We start from the raw sequence: 14980 nt of genomic DNA, 5'->3' as shown, positions 1-14980 counted from the left end.
GATCAATAGGCGACGGTGATGCGCCGGTTGGCGGCGTCGCGCCGTTCCAGCCGGTCCAGCAGGGCGACGGCGTAATCGGCCATGGAAATGCGGCTGTGGCCGCTCGCGTCCACCAGCAGCTGTTCGCCGCCGACGCGATACGCGCCGGTGCGTTCGCCCGGTTCGAGCAGCGCCGCCGGACTCACGTACGTCCACTCCAACGGCCCGCGGTAAGCGCGGAACACCTCCAGCGCTTCGCCTTGTGCCTCGGCTTCCGGGCGCCAGGCGGCGGGAAAGTCGGGGGCATCGATGACGCGCCGTCCGGGCGCGACCTCGAGCGAGCCGGCGCCGCCGACCCAGGCCAGCCGCGTGATGCCGGCGTCGCTCAGATGCTCCAGCAGAGTGCGGGCGTAACCGGGCACGCGGCTGGCGTCCTGTTCGCGTCGGGCCGAGAGGCTGGCGATGGCAGCATCGTTCCCGCGGGCCGCGTCGGTCCAGCTGGCAGGGCGACTCACGTCGCCGGTGACGACGGTGAGGCGGTCGTGCCGCTGCGTCAGGCGCGACGGATCGCGCACCACGGCTGTCACCTCGTGGCCGCGCGCGAGCGCTTCATCCAGGAGGCTTTGGCCGATGTGGCCGGTGGCGCCGAACAATACGAGTTTCATGGGTTCTCTCCGGTGGTAGGCAGCGCGCAGCATGCGCTTCGCATTGGTGGCGATAAACGGCATTCGGTGCAATTCACTGTAAAGTTGAAATTGACAGTGATGGAGGTGGGCGATGCGCGGCGATCGGGCAGACCAGGTCAATCTCAACCGGCTGGCGGTGTTCGCGGCACTGGTGCGCGCCGGCTCGTTCACCGCGGCCGCCAGCGCCTTGGGCATGACCAAGGCAATGGTCAGCCAGCACCTGGCGAAGCTGGAGCGCGAGCTCGGCGTGACGCTGCTGGTGCGCAGCACGCGGCGCATGGCGCTGACCGAGGCCGGCGCCACCTTCCATGTCGACTGCGAGCGCCTGCTGGCCGAGGCGGAAGCGGCGATCGAGCGCGTCGGTACGGCGCGCGACCGTCCCAGCGGCACGTTGCGGCTCACCGCTTCGCTCGACTACGGCAACGCGGTGGTGGTGCCGCGGTTGGCCAGCTTCATGCGCCGCTACCCGGCGGTGCAGGTCGACCTGGTGTTGAGCGATCACGTCAGCGACGTCATCGCCGAGCGCTTCGACCTCGCCATCCGCGGCGGCTGGCTGCGCGATTCCAACCTGCGTGCGACGCGGCTGGGCGGCTTTCGCCAGTTGCTGGTGGCGGCGCCAGCGCACCTGCACGAGCACGGCACGCCGCGCCGGGTGGACGAGCTTGCCGGTCGTGCTGCGATCGCGATGTCCGCGCTATCGCAGCCCTTGCGCTGGACCTTCACCGGCCGCGGAGGCCGTCGCCAGACGGTGCGTCTGCGACCGGTGGCCCAAGCGAACAGCGCCGCCGCAGTGCGCGGCCTGGTGCTGGCGGGCGTCGGCATCGCCGTGCTGCCGGACTATCTGGTGGAGGACGACCTGCGCTCGGGCCGGCTGGTCGCCTTGCTCGCCAGCTTGCGACTCCCCGAGGGCGGCATCCATGCGGTCTACCCAGGGCCGCGCGCGCCGGCCAAGGTGCGCGCCTTCATCGATCATCTGCAGGCGGCGGAGGGGTGAGCGGGAGGTGGAGATCCATAGCCGCTGCTCGTTGGAGCCGCGATGCCCTTATTCCCACAAAAGGAAATCCCCCTCGAAGCCGTCACACCCACAAAAAGAAATCCACCCTCACAGCCGTCATTCCCGCGAACGCGGGAATCCACTTTGACCTTCGACAAAAGCTGAAGATGGATGACCGGCATTCGCCGTTGAAAAGGCGCCTCCCGCGTTCGCGGGAATGACGTCGAGGTGGGCGTGCGGGCCTCGCTCTTCATGCCAGATCCGATGTCTACGAATCGACGGCTACACCGCACTCGAGCACTCACTCCACCACGTTATGACTCTCCGCCGTGCCCAGCAGCTCCGGCTGGGCCGGTTCGCGCGCGTCGCGGTGCAGCAGCGGATGGATGAAAACCGCGCCGATGATCACCGCCACGCCCACGTAGAACCACGCGTGCAGCTCGCGCTGCTCGCCCAGCAACACGATCGCCAGCACGATCGAATAGACCGGCTCCAGGTTGGTCACCATCTGCACGCCGAACGCACTCAGGTGGCGCAGCGCCACCAGCGCCAGCGCGAAGGGCAGCAGCGTGCAGCCGAAGCTCAGCGCCAGCAGCAACAGCGTGTCGTGCAGTCCCGGCACCGCGAAGGCGCTGCCGGCGTGCGGCAGCAGCGGGCCGAGCAGGGTAAGGAACAGCGTGCCGGTGCCCAGTTCCAGGCAGGTGACGGTAAGCGGATCGCCGTGGTCCACCAGCCGCTTGTTGAACGCCCCGAACAGCGCCACGAACAGCGCCGACAGCGCACCCACCGCAATGCCCATGCGCATGCCGTGCGGCACACCGCCCACCACCATCGCCACGCCCGGCACCACCGCTGCGGCGATGATGAGCTCGCGCGGGTCGAACCGCCGCCGCGCGATCCACGGCTCGATGAAGGAGAGAAACACCGGCCCCAGGGCAATGCAGGTGGCGCCCACCGAAGCGTTGGACAGCTTGATCGCGCCGTAGAAGGTGAGCCAGTGCAGCGACACCAGCACGCCGATACCCGCATACGCCCAGCGCAACCGGGCCGGCATCGCACGCAGTCCGCGCCACACCCGGGGCACCAGCAGCAGCGAGCCGGCCACCATCAGCATGCGCCACCACACCAGCGGCAACGCCGGCAGCGAGATCAGCTTGCCGAGAATGGCGGTGAAGCCCCACAGCAGGACACAGAAGTGGATCTGCAGGCGGGCCTTGCTGACGGGCTGCATGGGTCACGAGGGCGCGGGGAAGGTGCGCCATTCTAGTGGTGCGCCGGGGCTTATTTCGCGCGCTGCCTGGCCGGCTCGCTCACCTTCAACTTGCCCGCGCTGCGCAGCTGCTGCAGCACCACCTGGCAGGTGTTTTCCGGTTGGTCGTGGTTGGGCGAGATCAGCGCCAGCAACGCGGCCGCGGGGGCGGCGACGGTGCCCAGCGCCACCGCGCCACCGGCACGCAACGCCAGCGGGCCGGCCTGCACGCCCACGTCCGGATCCTTCAGCGTGCCGCGCACGTACAGCGGCGAGCGCAGCGACAGGATGCGCAGGCCCTTGGTCTGCGGCTTCACGTCCAGGTCGAGCTTTTCGTCGCTCATATTGACCGTGCCGTCGACATTGATCACCGCGTCCTTGGTATCGAACACGAACAGCTGCGTGCGGAACAGGCCGTCGGTGGCCTTCAGGTCGGTGGCGGCGCAGTTGATCTCCACCGTGCGGTCGCCGAACAGCTTTCCGAGGATGATGTTGCCGACGTTGAGTCCGGCGGTCTCCAGCAGGTTCTTGCTCACCGCGCCATCGTTCATCAGCAGCTTGAGTTCGCCGTCGGCACTGCCCAGCAGCGCGGCGACGGAATTGCCCCTGGCGTCGAGATCGGCGCGACCGTTGATCTCGCCCAGGCTGGTGCGCATCGCATCGAACTCGGGGAACAGCGCCTTGAGTTTGATGTGGCGCGCATCGAGCCGTACCTGGCCAGGCATCGGCGAGTGGCTGCCGTCGAGCACCAGGCGGCCATCGACTTTGCCGCCGGCCAGGCCGAACGCGAGCGGATCGAGGGTGAGCTTGCCGGCGTCCATCACCAGGTGCGTGGACAGCGAATTGATCGGCAGCGCCTTGACGTGCTCGATGTGCTTGGCCGCGAACGTCACGTCGGCATCCATCGCCTGCCAGCGGTCGGTGCGGAACTGCTCCACCGGCAGCGCCTTGCCGGCCGGCTGCGGTGTGCCGTCACCGCGCTGCTTCTTCTCGCTGTTGTCGTCGGCGCCAATCAGCGGGGCCAGGTCGCTGAACTCCAGCGTCTGCGATTGCATATCGCCGGTGAGCTTGGGACGCGCGCCGCCGGTGGCGAAAGCGAGATCGCCGGACAGATCGCTCGAGCCCACCCGGCCGCGGAAATGCCGGTAGCGGAACTGGTTGCCGTGGTCACCGAGCGTGGCGCTCAGGCGGCCGCGGGTGGCGTAGGGGCGGGTATCGGGCAGGGTCACGCCGAGCAGCGGGTAGAGCTTGGCCATGCTGGTGCCGGCAAACCACAGGTGCAGATCGAGCGCACCCAGGTGCAGCGGATCGGTCAGCGTGCCGGCCAGGCCGATGTGGGTGTCGCCTACCTGCACGCGCGCCTGCACCGGAAACGGCCGGCTGCTGCTCTGCAGGGCCAGCACCGCGCCGATGCGGCCGGTGCCCTTGGCCACCGCGCCCTGGTAATGGCCGCTGGCGGTCCAGCGGAACTGGTAGCGCGTACCGCGCGCTGCCTCATCCGGCTTCTGCTCGCCTTCGTCCTTGGTCGCCGCAGCCCGGGCGACCGCCTTGCTGGCGGCGGCGCCCACGGTGTCCCGGGCCTGCGCCTGGGCGGCCTTGTCGTTCTCGGCCACGATCTGCTCGTAGGGAATCGCCTGCTGCAGCGGCTCCACGACAATCTTCAAGTCGGTACGGGTAGCGGCGTCGTCCAGGCCGATGCGGCCCTGGTCGAAACCCACTTCGCCCAGCTGCAGCGACCAGCTCGACGGCGTCTCGCTGTGCGGCAGCGTGAACGTCCAGTTGTCACGGCCCTTGCCGTCGCGCTCCAGATCGATCGATGGCTGCACCAGTTGCAGCGAGGGCACCTTGATGCGGTGGGCCAGCAGCGGCAGCGGCGAGAGCCGGAAGCGCAGCGCATCGAGTTGGGCGAACTGCGGCTTCTTGGCCCACGCCGGGTTGCCGATGGTGATGTCGCGCGCGGTGAATTCCGGCCACGGCAGCCAACTGCGCCAGCCCGATTCGCTGCGTTCACGATGCCAGGCCAGGCTGAGGTCGCCGTGGATGGTGAACGGCCGTCCGATCGCCTGGCTGACCTTGTCGTCGATGAACGGCTTGAGGCGGTTCCAGTCGAACAGCGCCACCACCAGCACCAGCACGGCCAGCAGCGCCACCAGCGTGCCGACGATCCATGCGATGACCTTGCCTCTGCGTTTCATCCGATGCCTCCCGTTGCGTGGATGCCGCGGCCCGCATCGGGCGGAACGACAGCTACGGGATAGCGGTTGGCACGAAAAGATTTCGTGCTCGCGCCGTGCACGGCCTCAGCGGCGATTCATCGCCAAAGCGCCGCGGCGCCGTTACGCAGCGGCCTTCCAGTAGCCGGTGGCCTTGATGCAGTCCTTCGTCACGCCACGCTCGGCGAGCATCTGGCGCAGGCGCCGGGCGCGCTCGGATTCGGCGGCGATCCAGTGGAAGGTGTCACCCGCGGGTGGCTGCCACGCGGCCAGCGCCTGCTCCAGGCCGGTGCTGCTGGCGGCGTCGGCGCCATCGCGCTCCAGCCAGGTGAGGTGAAACTTGGCCGCCGAAGCCAACGGCTGGCGATCGGCGTGCCCGGGAATCTCCACGAACACCTCGGCGCGCTTGCCGGCGGGCAGTTCCTCCAACCAGCGGCCGATCGCGGGCAGGGCGGTCTCGTCGCCGAACATCGCGTAGGTGTCGAAGTCATCGGCGATCACCAGCGAGCCGCGCGGGCCGCCGGCGCCGATCGCCTGGCCCGGCCTTGCCTGCGCCGTCCAGCGGGCGGCCGGGCCATCGCCGTGCAGCACGAAGTCGATGGTCAGCTCCTGGGCTTGTGCGTCGTAGTGGCGGGGCGTGTAGTCGCGCATCGGCGAATACGCCACGCCCGCCTCATACAGCGGCCCGTTCGGGCCGATCGTCGGGCGCACGATCTCGCCATGGGCATTGGGGAAGAACAGCTTCACGTGATCGTCCGGCGCGGCGCTGACGAAATCGTGCAGCGCCGCGCCGCCGAAGACGATGCGCCGCATGTGCGGCGTCAGCGTCTCGACGCGCCGGACCTCGAGCTGGCGGAACACCAGCGGGTGACGTAGCGAGAGATGGGTATTCATGGGCATGCGCGTGACGTTACGCCTCGTTGCCACTGGCGATCTCGCTGGCGGCGCGTGCCAGGATCTTCGCCACGCGCTGGCCTTCGGCCTTGCTCCAGTCGGTGCCGCGCATCAGCAGCGCGTGCTTGAGCGCGTGCATCGCCTTGTGCACGTTCTCCGGCATCGCGGCGCGCGCGGCCATGCGCGCGCTGTGGCGGGTCTGCTCCATCACCGCTTCCACCGCCTCGCGGTTCTCCTCGACAAAGGCGCGGCCCTCGTCGGTGATCGCGTAGCTCTTGCGCCCGCCGGCTTCCGGCTGCACCGCGGCGTGGCCGATCTCCTCCAGCATGGTGAGGGTGGGGTAGATCGCCCCCGGGCTGGGCGAGTACTGGCCGTTGAACATCTCCTCGATGATGCGGATCAGCTCGTAGCCATGTCGCGGCTGCTGCTCGATCAGCGCCAGCAGCAGCAGGCGCAGGTCGCCGTGGCCGAACATGCGGCCGCCACCACCCCGACGCCCGCCGCCGCGCAGGCCACCCATATCGCCCAGCGCATCGCCGCGGTCGCCGCCGAACGGACCGCCGCGCCAGCCGTGGCGGCCTGCTTCAAGGGCGTCGTGGTGCCGGTGATGGTGGTGAGCGTGATGGTCGAAGAAGCGTTCGCGCCACATCGCGAAGCGCTCGCTGCGATCGTCGCAGTGGTGGCCGTGGTGCCCGGCGTGCCCGCCACCGAAGAAGCGCTGATGGAATCGCATGATGTATCTCCGATATATCGTGATTGACGAGCAAAAGATATATCGCAAGAATATCGGAAGACAAGCCCCGCGATCGCCGTGATCGTCCGCTCGCGGGCATGCGTCAACGTCACTCCCTACTGTTCGCGCCGTGGCAAGCTGCCACCGGACGCTCGCCAAGGACCGCCGATGCCACCTCCGCACGCCCCAGGTGCCAGCCCCGCTACCGGCGGCCGCCGCCACGCGCCGCCGCCCCCACCGCAGAGCCTGCGCGAGCGCTTCGCCGCACTGCGCAACGTGCCGCCGTTCCTGGCCAGCATCTGGCAGACCAGCCGCTCGCTCACGCTCGCCAGCGTGGCGCTGCGCCTGCTGCGCGCGCTGTTGCCGGTGGTCACCTTGTACGTGGGCAAGCTGATCGTCGACGAGGTGGTGCGGCTGGTGCGCGTCGGCGTGCCGCATGCCGACATCGCCGCGTGGCTGCACGGCGGCGAGCTGGCGCATCTGGCGCTGCTGCTGGGGCTGGAGTTGGCGCTGGCGGTGCTGGCCGATCTGCTCGGCCGGCTGGTGGCGCTGGTCGACTCGCTGCTCGGCGAGCTCTACGCCAACACCACTTCGATCCGCCTGATGGAACACGCCGCCTCGCTGGATCTGGAGGACTTCGAAGACGCCGACCTGCAGGACCAGCTCGACCGCGCGCGCCGCCAGGTGGCCGGGCGCGGCAGCCTGCTCTCGCAGCTGCTGCAGCAGGCGCAGGACGTGATCACCTTGCTGAGCTTCGCGGTGGGTCTGGCGGTGTACGCGCCGTGGCTGATCGTGCTGCTGGCGGTGGCGCTGGTACCGGCGTTCCTGGGCGAGTTCCACTTCAACGCGCAGAGCTACGCTGTGAACTACCAGTGGACGCCGGAGCGGCGCGAGCTGGATTACCTGCGCATGGTCGGTGCCAGCGCCTCAAACGCGAAAGAGGTGAAGAGCTTCGGCCTCAACCCGTTCCTGATCGACCGCTACCGCGTGCTGTCTCAGGACATGTACCGCGCCAACCGCCGCATCGCGCTACGCCGTGCCGGCTGGGGCGGGCTGTTCACCACGCTGGGCACGCTCGGTTACTACGCCGCCTACGCGTTCATCGCCTGGCGCACGGTCACCGGGCAGTTCTCCATCGGCGACCTCACGTTTCTTTCCACCTCGTTCCGCCGCCTGCGCACGCTCTTGGAAACCCTGCTCACCGGCTTCTCGCAGGTAGCCGGGCAGGCGCTGTACCTGGACGACCTGTTCTCGTTCTTTCGCATCCAGCCGGAGATCCTCTCGCCACCGAACCCGCGCCCGTTCCCGCGGCCACTGCGCGAGGGCTTCGTGTTCGAAGACGTGGGCTTTCGCTATCCCGACGCCGAGCGCTGGGCGGTGCGGCATCTGAACTTCACCCTGCGCGCCGGCGAAGTGCTGGCGCTGGTGGGCGAGAACGGTGCCGGCAAGACCACGCTGGTGAAACTGCTCTCGCGCCTGTACGACCCGGACGAGGGCCGCATCCTGCTCGACGGCCACCCGCTCACCGAATACGACCTGGAAGACCTGCGCCTCAACATCGGCGTGATCTTCCAGGACTTCGTGCGCTACTACTTCAACGCCGCGGACAACATCGCCGTGGGCCGCATCGAGGCCCGTGGCGACGAGCCGCGCATCGCCGATGCCGCCCATCGCAGCCTCGCTGACCAGGTGATCGCGCGGCTACCCAAGGGCTACGCGCAGATGCTCGGCAAACTGTTCAAGGGCGGCGTGGATCTCTCCGGCGGCGAGTGGCAGAAGATCGCCATCGCCCGCGCCTACATGCGCGACGCGCCGCTGCTGGTGCTGGACGAACCCACCGCCGCGCTCGACGCGCGCTCGGAGTACGAGGTGTTCCAGCGCTTCAAGGAGCTCTCGCACGGCAAGACCGCGGTGATCATCTCGCACCGCTTCTCCACCGTGCGCATGGCCGACCGCATCATCGTGCTGCAGCACGGCGCCATCGAGGAGGTCGGCACCCACGAGGAACTGCTCGCCGCCGGCGGCCACTACGCCGAACTGTTCGAGCTGCAGGCGGCCGGCTACCGCTGATCGGCGGTCGGCCGGGAGGCGCCGGCACGGCCGCCATTCGTAAAGTTTTGCCGCCAGCGACCGACATCCGGGGACAACATCCGGTTTCCGACGCCTATCGACAACCGGGGTAGCGCCGCGCCATGGGGCCGGCGCATCGTCGCAGCAGGACAGGGGCGTCTCATGCGCGTGTGGCTGGTACCGCTGAAAACCCGCATCGAATCGCTGGCGACGGAGTTCGCCGGCCGGTTCCCCGGTGCCTTCGCGCTGGAGCCGGGCAAGGTGGTCGCCATCGGCGGTCGCGACACGCCGCTGCTGCTCAGCGGCGGGCAGGCGCTGAACCTGGACTTCTCCCGCCCGGACGCCTTTACCGCCGAACGCGGCGCCACCGCCACGGTGTTCGTGCGCAGCGGCGACGACTTCGTGCGCATCACCACCTCGGTGAAGAAGAAGGACGGCGGCCGCGCGGTTGGCACGCTGCTGGACCGCTCGCACCCGGCGTGGGTAAAGCTGCAGGCGAAGCAGTCGTTCACCGGTTACGCCACGATCTTCGGCACCCAGTTCATGACCCGCTACGACCCGGTGCTCGATGCGCGCGGGCAGGTGATCGGCGCGCGCTACGTGGGCCTGGACGTGAGCCACATGCGCAGCCTGGGCATGCCGTGGCGCCTCGCGCTGGCTACCGCCGCCGGCAACGCGGCGATCTGGCTCGCCTTGTGGCACCTGCTGCCGGGCGAGCACACGCGCGCCGTGGCGGGCATGGCGCTGCTGGCGTGCGTAGCGGTGCCGGCGCTGGTGTGGGCATTGGTCCGGCGCAACATCAGCGGCCCGATGAGCGAATGCCGCAGCGCCGCCGGCAAGATCGCCGCCGGCGATCTCAGTGCCCAGGTGCCGGTGGACCGGCGCGACGACATCGGCCAGCTGCTGCAGGCCATCAACGGCATCAGCGTCGGCCTCGCCGACGTAGTGACCAACGTGCGCCAATCCAGCGACAGCATCCACGGCGCCACCGGCCAGATCGCCGCCGGCACCGCCGACCTCTCGCACCGCACGCAGGATCAGGCCGCCTCGCTGGAAGAAACCGCCGCGGCGATGGAAGAACTCACCGCCACCGTGCGCCAGAACGCCGACCACGCACGCGAGGCCGACGCGCTGGTGTCTTCCGCCGCCAAGCTGGCGAAGCAAGGCGGCGAACTGGTGGCGCAGGTGGTCACCACCATGGGCGACATCAAGGCCAGCTCGCAGCGCATCGAAGACATCGCCGGCATGATCGACGGCATCGCCTTCCAGACCAACATCCTCGCGCTCAACGCCGCCGTGGAAGCGGCCCGCGCAGGCGAACATGGCAAGGGCTTCGCCGTGGTCGCCACCGAAGTGCGCGGCCTGGCCCAGCGCGCCGCCACCGCCGCGCGCGAGATCAAGGAACTGATCGGCGCGGCCGTCGCCACTGTCGATACCGGCGCCGCGCTGGTCGATCGCACCGGCGACACCACCCGCCGCATCGCCGACGCCATCCAGCGCTCCGCCGGCCTGATGAGCGAGATCGCCGCCGCCAGCGAAGAGCAGAGCAAAGGCATCCAGGAAGTGGGCGCAGCCGTCAGCCAGATGGACGAAGCCACCCAGAGCAACGCCGCCCTCGTCGAAGAATCCGAAGCCGCCGCGCGCAGCCTGCAGGAGCAGGCCGAACGCATGCGCCAGGCGGTGTCGGTGTTCCGCACCGCCGATCAGGTGGTGCGCGCGCTGTAGTAGCCGCGTGCTCCATTGCTGTCGGGCTGCCCGCTCACTTGGGGCCTCAGGCGAAGCTTTGCTCTTCTCCCTCTCCCCCGATGCATCAAGCGAAGCCGCGCCTTTCTCCCTCTCCTCCCACCGGGGGGGGAGAGGGTCGGGGTGAGGGGGCTGGGTGCTCGCCTCAGGACTGCAACCAAGCAGCGCACTTCGCGCATCCCCCTCACCCCAGCCCTCTCCCCCGCAAGCAGGGGAGAGGGAGCAGTGCGGGAGCTCGCTTCGACAATGGGCTATCGGCCCTATTGCTGGCTCCGTAATGCCACCCGCAGCACGGCGCATCAAGCGAAGCCGCGCCTTTCTCCCTCTCCCCCGCAAGCAGGGGAGAGGGAGCAGTGCGGGAGCCCGCTTCGACAATGGGCTATCGGCCCTATTGCTGGTTCCGTAATGCCACCCGCAGCACGGCGCATCAAGCGAAGCCGCGCCTTGCTCCCTCTCCTCCCACCGGGGGGAGAGGGTCGGGGTGAGGGGGGTGGGTGCTCGCCTTAAATCGGCAACCAGGCAACGCGCTACGTGCGTCCCCCTCACCCCAGCCCTCTCCCCCGCAAGCAGGGGAGAGGGAGCGCAGCGGGTGCGTGCTTCGAGGATGGTCGGTTTCGCCTGTCGCGGATTCCGTAGCACCACGTGCGGCAAAGAGGGGTCAAGCAAAGCGCCTCTTCCCCGATGCATCAAGCGAAGCCGCGCCACTTCTCCCTCTCCCCCCCGGCGGGGGGAGAGGGTCGGGGTGAGGGGGCCGGGTGCTCGCCTCAGACCATCAAGCGAAGCCGCACTAAGCGCATCTCCTCTCACCCGTCCACCGATCAAGTCGAGGGCCGGCACTCCCCCTCACGCAAGGGACCAAAAGCGCCAGCTCACTTCGATCCACTCCGTTGCAGCGAATCAACAACCTTGTTCGACCTGCCGCCGCCTCACTTCCCCGCCACTGCCCGTGTCGGCACGCTGATGCTGCACAGATCGATCTTCCCGGCTGGCCGCGTATAGAACGCATCGACACGGTTGCGCTTGGCCTCGATCAGCGCGGCAAAGCTCCGGCTGTCCGTACGCAGCACTTCTACAGCCGGCCGTTGCGCCGCAGGCAGATCCGCGGCCAGCGCCACCGAGACAATCGCCGTGCGCTGCTGCGGCTTCTCGTAGAAACCCAGCGGCCCGGTGCCACGGGGCAGACCGGAGAGATACTCCATACCCTCGATCACCCGCCCTGCCACCGCCAGGTTGCGGTCCAGCCCGCGCGGCGCCTGGCCGATGATTGCGTACAGCGAACTGCCGCTGCCGGTGTTCGGCGCCACGTCACGCGCCACGCCCACGGTGCCGTAGCAGTGGGTAATCCACTCCTCTTTGCTGGCCGGGTCGCGCGCCACCGGGAAACCCTCGGAGAAGCCCACCTGCGGCGCGTACACATCGCCGTCCGGCAGGCGGGTGAACTCCAGCTTCGGATCAAGCGTGCGGGTGAACTCCGGCGGCAGCGTCTTCTTCGCGGTGCCCAGCGGCTTCATCTTCGAGCGGTCCGCGTTGTCGTCGTCATTGGGGTCGCCCCACTGCGTGACGAAGTTGTCCTGCACACGGATCACCGCCAGCCCGTCGAAGTAATGCTCATGCGCCATCGTGCGGATGTTCGCCGCGTGCAGCGGCGAAAAATCTGGCGCCAGCTCGATCAGCACCCGATGTCCCCCGGCCAACGTCATCACCAGCAGATTCTGCGGATCGGGCTTGCGCCACTCCGCCGGCTTCGACGCGGCGAGGATGTCCTTGGGCGTCAGCGAGGGCTTCGGCTTGGCCTGGTCGGCCAGCGCGGGCAGCGAGGCGAGCAGGCAGGCGGCGAAGGCGAGGGCAGTCGGGCGGAGGCGAGTCATGGCATCTCTGGGCATGTAGTGGCGGCGAAGCCGGACGTTAGCAGAGGTGGAACCGGGTGGGACGCCTCCTTCAGGGCACCTGACATGCGCACGCGGACGTGCACGAGCCTCCGTCGGTCAGTCGATCGGCCGCGGTGATTACAGCGGCTTTCGCCCGCGCACGGAAATCATTGGCGGTTGCGAGAGATCCAGCTTTCCCGCGCGCACGTTTTCCAGGTGCTGTCCGATTTCTTCCGCGGTCGCGATGCCGTGGCTCAGCAACTCGTCGCGGATCATGGCAATGGTCGCCATTTCCAGCGGCTGGCAGGGCGGCAAAGCGATCGGGAAATAGGCCTCGGCGGCGATATCCGCCAGGCCGGCCTGGCGGAACATGCGCGGCAGTTTTCGCCCGAAGGCGATGTCGGCGCCACGTTTGGCCAGCAGCGCCCTGAAACCCTGCCGGATCTTGTTGGCCAACGCCTGCTCGGGGCCGGACTCGTCGATGCAGCTCAGCGGCTGCAACGCGGGGTCGGCGTCTTCCACCACCAGCCAACCGCCGGGCTTGAGGGCGGACACCATATGACCGAGCGCCCGCTCCCGTTCCGGAAGGTGCACCAGCACAAGCCGGGCGTGGATCAGGTCGAACCGGTCATCGGGCGGCGCGTCGTGGACGACGTCGTGCCGACGCACGCTGATGTTCCTGGAGGTCGCTGCTTTCGCCCACGAGTCGTCGATGTCGGTGGCCAACACATGGCCGGTATCTCCCACCTGCTCCGCCATCATGCGCGCCAACGCGGGGCCTCCCGCACCCACTTCCCAGCAGCGCCACCCCTCGGCCAGGCCGCAGGCGGCGAACTGGCGAAGCGAGACCGGATCGAACAGCGCCGACAAGGCGTCGAAGCGTCGTGCCGCCTGTGTGTTCCGGTTGTCGAGCAGGTAGTCGTGGTCGGCCATGGCGGCGTTCTTCCTTGCGTGCAGTGACGTCGGCGTAGGTGAGAGCTACATGCTACCGGCGTCGGGGCGGGCGAGTGCCCGTTCCGCGCGGGGGTGCTGCCATCAATATCCGTATGTAGCACATGGGTGCTACACTGTGACCGTCGCTCAGCCTGGAACCTCCCATGAGTACCACCACTATCCGATTGCCGGAGGAGTTGAAAGCACGCATCGCCGAAGCCGCTAAGCGCGCAGGCACCACGGCGCACAATTTCATCCTTGAGGCGATCGCCGAAAAGGCGAGCTTGGAAGAACGCCGTGCCGACTTCGACACTGAGGCGGAGCAGCGTTACGCGCGCATCGTCGAGTCCGGAAAGACGGTGCCGTGGGACCAGATGCGTGGCTATCTGGAGGATCGCCTCGCCGGCAAGGCCGCGCGTCGGCCCGTGGCTCGCAAGCTGGCCCGGTAGTGGCTCGCATCGAACTGGCGCCCGAGGTCCGCGACGACTTGGCGCACATCGTCGACCATCTACTGTTGTATGAGGCGCGCGATGCTGCCGCCCGCGTGCACGGCATCATCGACGCGATCGATGTGTTGCATTCCAATCCATTGATTGGCCACCCCAGCGGCAACAACAAGCGCGAGTTGGTGATTGGCCGCGGAGCGCACGGCTATGTCGCGCTGTACCGCTACGTGGCAGTACTGGATACGGTCTTCGTGCTGGCGGTGCGGGAGCAGCGCGAAGCGGGATATGCGAGGCCCTGAGCAGAACTCGGCCGATACCCGCGCCACGCGGGTGCCGTACGACCAACACGGCAGGTTCACTCACACGAGCAAGTGAACCTGCCGCCTTCGGCCGTCTATCCAGCTACTGGTAAGTCGGGTGCTCGGGTACTACGTGCGCTCCGCTGCTCATGGGCAAACGCGTGGGTAGCGCGAGATAAGTGGCGTGCTCCTCGCGTACGCCGGTTCGCGGGCCTCGCGCCGGGTCCAGGTGCTGCGCACCCACCTCCCAGAGGATCTCGCGCAGCCTTATCGCGTCGTGGAAGATGGAATCCCCAATGAGCGACAGCGTGCAGGAGGCAAACTCGGCACCGTCGCTGGCGATCACCACATCGCCGTAGGCGCGTACCTTTTCGAGCAACCGGTTGATCTCGTCGATCTGGTCCATCGTGAGGCCATAGACGTACCTCGCCGCTGCGCCATCGGCTTTCACCTCCGCCGCTTCCGTTTCGTCCGCCTCGGCGTCGTCCACCTCCGCAGGTTCCGGCTTCGCGGCATCCGCTTCGCTCGCGCGAGGCGGCCCATCCGGGTCCGCCGCTTCCGTTTCGGTCTCCGTATCCGCGGCCGCCTCGGCGGCCTCCGCCGGTTCGCCACGTTCCCCCGGCCAGGAGAGTTCGTCCAGCACCAACCCAATCTGCTCCTCGATCAACTCAAAGCAGATCGCCACCTCGCCCGGGCGAATCTCGTTGTAGCACTCGCTGTCTTCGTCCGGCCGCCGAGGTCGGGCCAGGTTGGTGAGGAATCCCACGTACTCGCGCAGCTGCTTCAGCCGTAGCTGGGTGTCCTCCGGCAGGAAATAGCCGGTGACATACCGATCTTCCGAATCGATGGTCGACATGCTTGCCTCCTCGTTCC

General features: G+C 68.3%; 14 protein-coding genes. 6 read left to right on the top strand and 8 right to left on the bottom strand.

All coding sequences use genetic code 11. From position 1 onward, the window contains the following. Positions 1 to 2: 2 nt before the first annotated feature. A complete protein-coding gene (locus ACTHJF_RS07525) occupies positions 3 to 644 on the bottom strand; it encodes an NAD(P)-dependent oxidoreductase (protein WP_440266580.1) in 642 nt (213 codons plus the stop codon). Positions 645 to 756: 112 nt separating this feature from the next. Between ACTHJF_RS07525 and ACTHJF_RS07520 the strand changes: the two genes are divergently transcribed. Next, positions 757 to 1659: a LysR family transcriptional regulator gene (locus ACTHJF_RS07520; RefSeq protein ID WP_440266579.1), complete on the top strand. Its 903-nt coding sequence runs from the start codon at positions 757 to 759 to the stop codon at positions 1657 to 1659. A 301-nt stretch (positions 1660 to 1960) separates the two neighbouring features. On the opposite strand, the gene ACTHJF_RS07515 is transcribed toward ACTHJF_RS07520, so the two are convergent. The 4 genes from ACTHJF_RS07515 to ACTHJF_RS07500 form a co-directional block, all read right to left on the bottom strand. Then, a complete protein-coding gene (locus tag ACTHJF_RS07515) occupies positions 1961 to 2890 on the bottom strand; it encodes a DMT family transporter (RefSeq protein WP_440266578.1) in 930 nt (309 codons plus the stop codon). Between the two features lie 50 nt (positions 2891 to 2940). Then, a complete protein-coding gene (locus ACTHJF_RS07510; protein WP_440266577.1) occupies positions 2941 to 5103 on the bottom strand; it encodes an AsmA family protein in 2163 nt (720 codons plus the stop codon). 141 nt (positions 5104 to 5244) lie between these two features. Then, positions 5245 to 6021, bottom strand: a complete 777-nt coding sequence (locus ACTHJF_RS07505; protein ID WP_440266576.1) for a siderophore-interacting protein — start codon at positions 6019 to 6021, stop codon at positions 5245 to 5247. A gap of 10 nt (positions 6022 to 6031) precedes the next feature. Further along, positions 6032 to 6490 (bottom strand): PadR family transcriptional regulator, encoded by a 459-nt coding sequence (locus tag ACTHJF_RS07500; RefSeq protein ID WP_440266575.1) that lies wholly within the window; start codon positions 6488 to 6490, stop codon positions 6032 to 6034. On the opposite strand from ACTHJF_RS07500, the gene ACTHJF_RS07495 reads away from it, so the two are divergent. From ACTHJF_RS07495 to ACTHJF_RS07485, 3 genes are all read left to right on the top strand, one after another. After that, positions 6479 to 6775 (top strand): hypothetical protein, encoded by a 297-nt coding sequence (locus ACTHJF_RS07495; RefSeq protein WP_440266574.1) that lies wholly within the window; start codon positions 6479 to 6481, stop codon positions 6773 to 6775. The two genes, ACTHJF_RS07500 and ACTHJF_RS07495, sit on opposite strands and share 12 nt — an antisense overlap. Positions 6776 to 6916: 141 nt before the next feature. After that, entirely contained in the window at positions 6917 to 8818 is a 1902-nt protein-coding gene (locus ACTHJF_RS07490) for an ABC transporter ATP-binding protein (RefSeq protein ID WP_440266573.1), read from the top strand. 162 nt (positions 8819 to 8980) lie between these two features. Further along, the gene (locus ACTHJF_RS07485; RefSeq protein ID WP_440266572.1) at positions 8981 to 10543 is read left to right on the top strand and encodes a methyl-accepting chemotaxis protein; all 1563 of its coding nucleotides are present in this window, start codon (positions 8981 to 8983) and stop codon (positions 10541 to 10543) included. 944 nt (positions 10544 to 11487) lie between these two features. Here ACTHJF_RS07485 and ACTHJF_RS07480 read toward each other — a convergent pair. Together ACTHJF_RS07480 and ACTHJF_RS07475 are read right to left on the bottom strand one after the other, a co-directional pair. Continuing rightward, positions 11488 to 12429, bottom strand: coding sequence for a peptidylprolyl isomerase (locus ACTHJF_RS07480; protein WP_440266571.1), 942 nt, complete (start codon positions 12427 to 12429; stop codon positions 11488 to 11490). 138 nt (positions 12430 to 12567) lie between these two features. Beyond that, positions 12568 to 13362: a methyltransferase domain-containing protein gene (locus ACTHJF_RS07475; protein ID WP_440266570.1), complete on the bottom strand. Its 795-nt coding sequence runs from the start codon at positions 13360 to 13362 to the stop codon at positions 12568 to 12570. Between the two features lie 164 nt (positions 13363 to 13526). Between ACTHJF_RS07475 and ACTHJF_RS07470 the strand changes: the two genes are divergently transcribed. Both ACTHJF_RS07470 and ACTHJF_RS07465 read left to right on the top strand, forming a co-directional pair. Further along, on the top strand, positions 13527 to 13811 hold the full coding sequence (locus ACTHJF_RS07470; protein WP_440266569.1) for a ribbon-helix-helix protein, CopG family: 285 nt from the start codon (positions 13527 to 13529) through the stop codon (positions 13809 to 13811). After that, positions 13811 to 14107 (top strand): type II toxin-antitoxin system RelE/ParE family toxin, encoded by a 297-nt coding sequence (locus ACTHJF_RS07465; RefSeq protein ID WP_440266568.1) that lies wholly within the window; start codon positions 13811 to 13813, stop codon positions 14105 to 14107. Before ACTHJF_RS07470 ends, ACTHJF_RS07465 begins: the two co-directional genes overlap by 1 nt. Positions 14108 to 14210: 103 nt before the next feature. Here the strand turns inward: ACTHJF_RS07465 and ACTHJF_RS07460 are convergent, their stop codons facing one another. Continuing rightward, entirely contained in the window at positions 14211 to 14963 is a 753-nt protein-coding gene (locus ACTHJF_RS07460; RefSeq protein WP_440266567.1) for an XAC0095 family protein, read from the bottom strand. Positions 14964 to 14980 lie beyond the last annotated feature (17 nt).

It is taken from the genome of Dyella sp. (genome assembly GCF_051962475.1).
Lineage (GTDB): Bacteria > Pseudomonadota > Gammaproteobacteria > Xanthomonadales > Rhodanobacteraceae > Dyella_A.
Note: the sequence above shows the minus strand (reverse complement) of the source record. Positions and strands in the feature narration are given on the sequence as shown.

Coding starts and splice junctions, on each gene's coding strand:
- ACTHJF_RS07525 (WP_440266580.1), bottom strand. CDS start 644: ATGAAACTCGTATTGTTCGGCGCCACCGGCCACATCGGCCAAAGCCTC.
- ACTHJF_RS07520 (WP_440266579.1), top strand. CDS start 757: ATGCGCGGCGATCGGGCAGACCAGGTCAATCTCAACCGGCTGGCGGTG.
- ACTHJF_RS07515 (WP_440266578.1), bottom strand. CDS start 2,890: ATGCAGCCCGTCAGCAAGGCCCGCCTGCAGATCCACTTCTGTGTCCTG.
- ACTHJF_RS07510 (WP_440266577.1), bottom strand. CDS start 5,103: ATGAAACGCAGAGGCAAGGTCATCGCATGGATCGTCGGCACGCTGGTG.
- ACTHJF_RS07505 (WP_440266576.1), bottom strand. CDS start 6,021: ATGCCCATGAATACCCATCTCTCGCTACGTCACCCGCTGGTGTTCCGC.
- ACTHJF_RS07500 (WP_440266575.1), bottom strand. CDS start 6,490: ATGTTCGGCCACGGCGACCTGCGCCTGCTGCTGCTGGCGCTGATCGAG.
- ACTHJF_RS07490 (WP_440266573.1), top strand. CDS start 6,917: ATGCCACCTCCGCACGCCCCAGGTGCCAGCCCCGCTACCGGCGGCCGC.
- ACTHJF_RS07485 (WP_440266572.1), top strand. CDS start 8,981: ATGCGCGTGTGGCTGGTACCGCTGAAAACCCGCATCGAATCGCTGGCG.
- ACTHJF_RS07480 (WP_440266571.1), bottom strand. CDS start 12,429: ATGACTCGCCTCCGCCCGACTGCCCTCGCCTTCGCCGCCTGCCTGCTC.
- ACTHJF_RS07475 (WP_440266570.1), bottom strand. CDS start 13,362: ATGGCCGACCACGACTACCTGCTCGACAACCGGAACACACAGGCGGCA.
- ACTHJF_RS07470 (WP_440266569.1), top strand. CDS start 13,527: ATGAGTACCACCACTATCCGATTGCCGGAGGAGTTGAAAGCACGCATC.
- ACTHJF_RS07460 (WP_440266567.1), bottom strand. CDS start 14,963: ATGTCGACCATCGATTCGGAAGATCGGTATGTCACCGGCTATTTCCTG.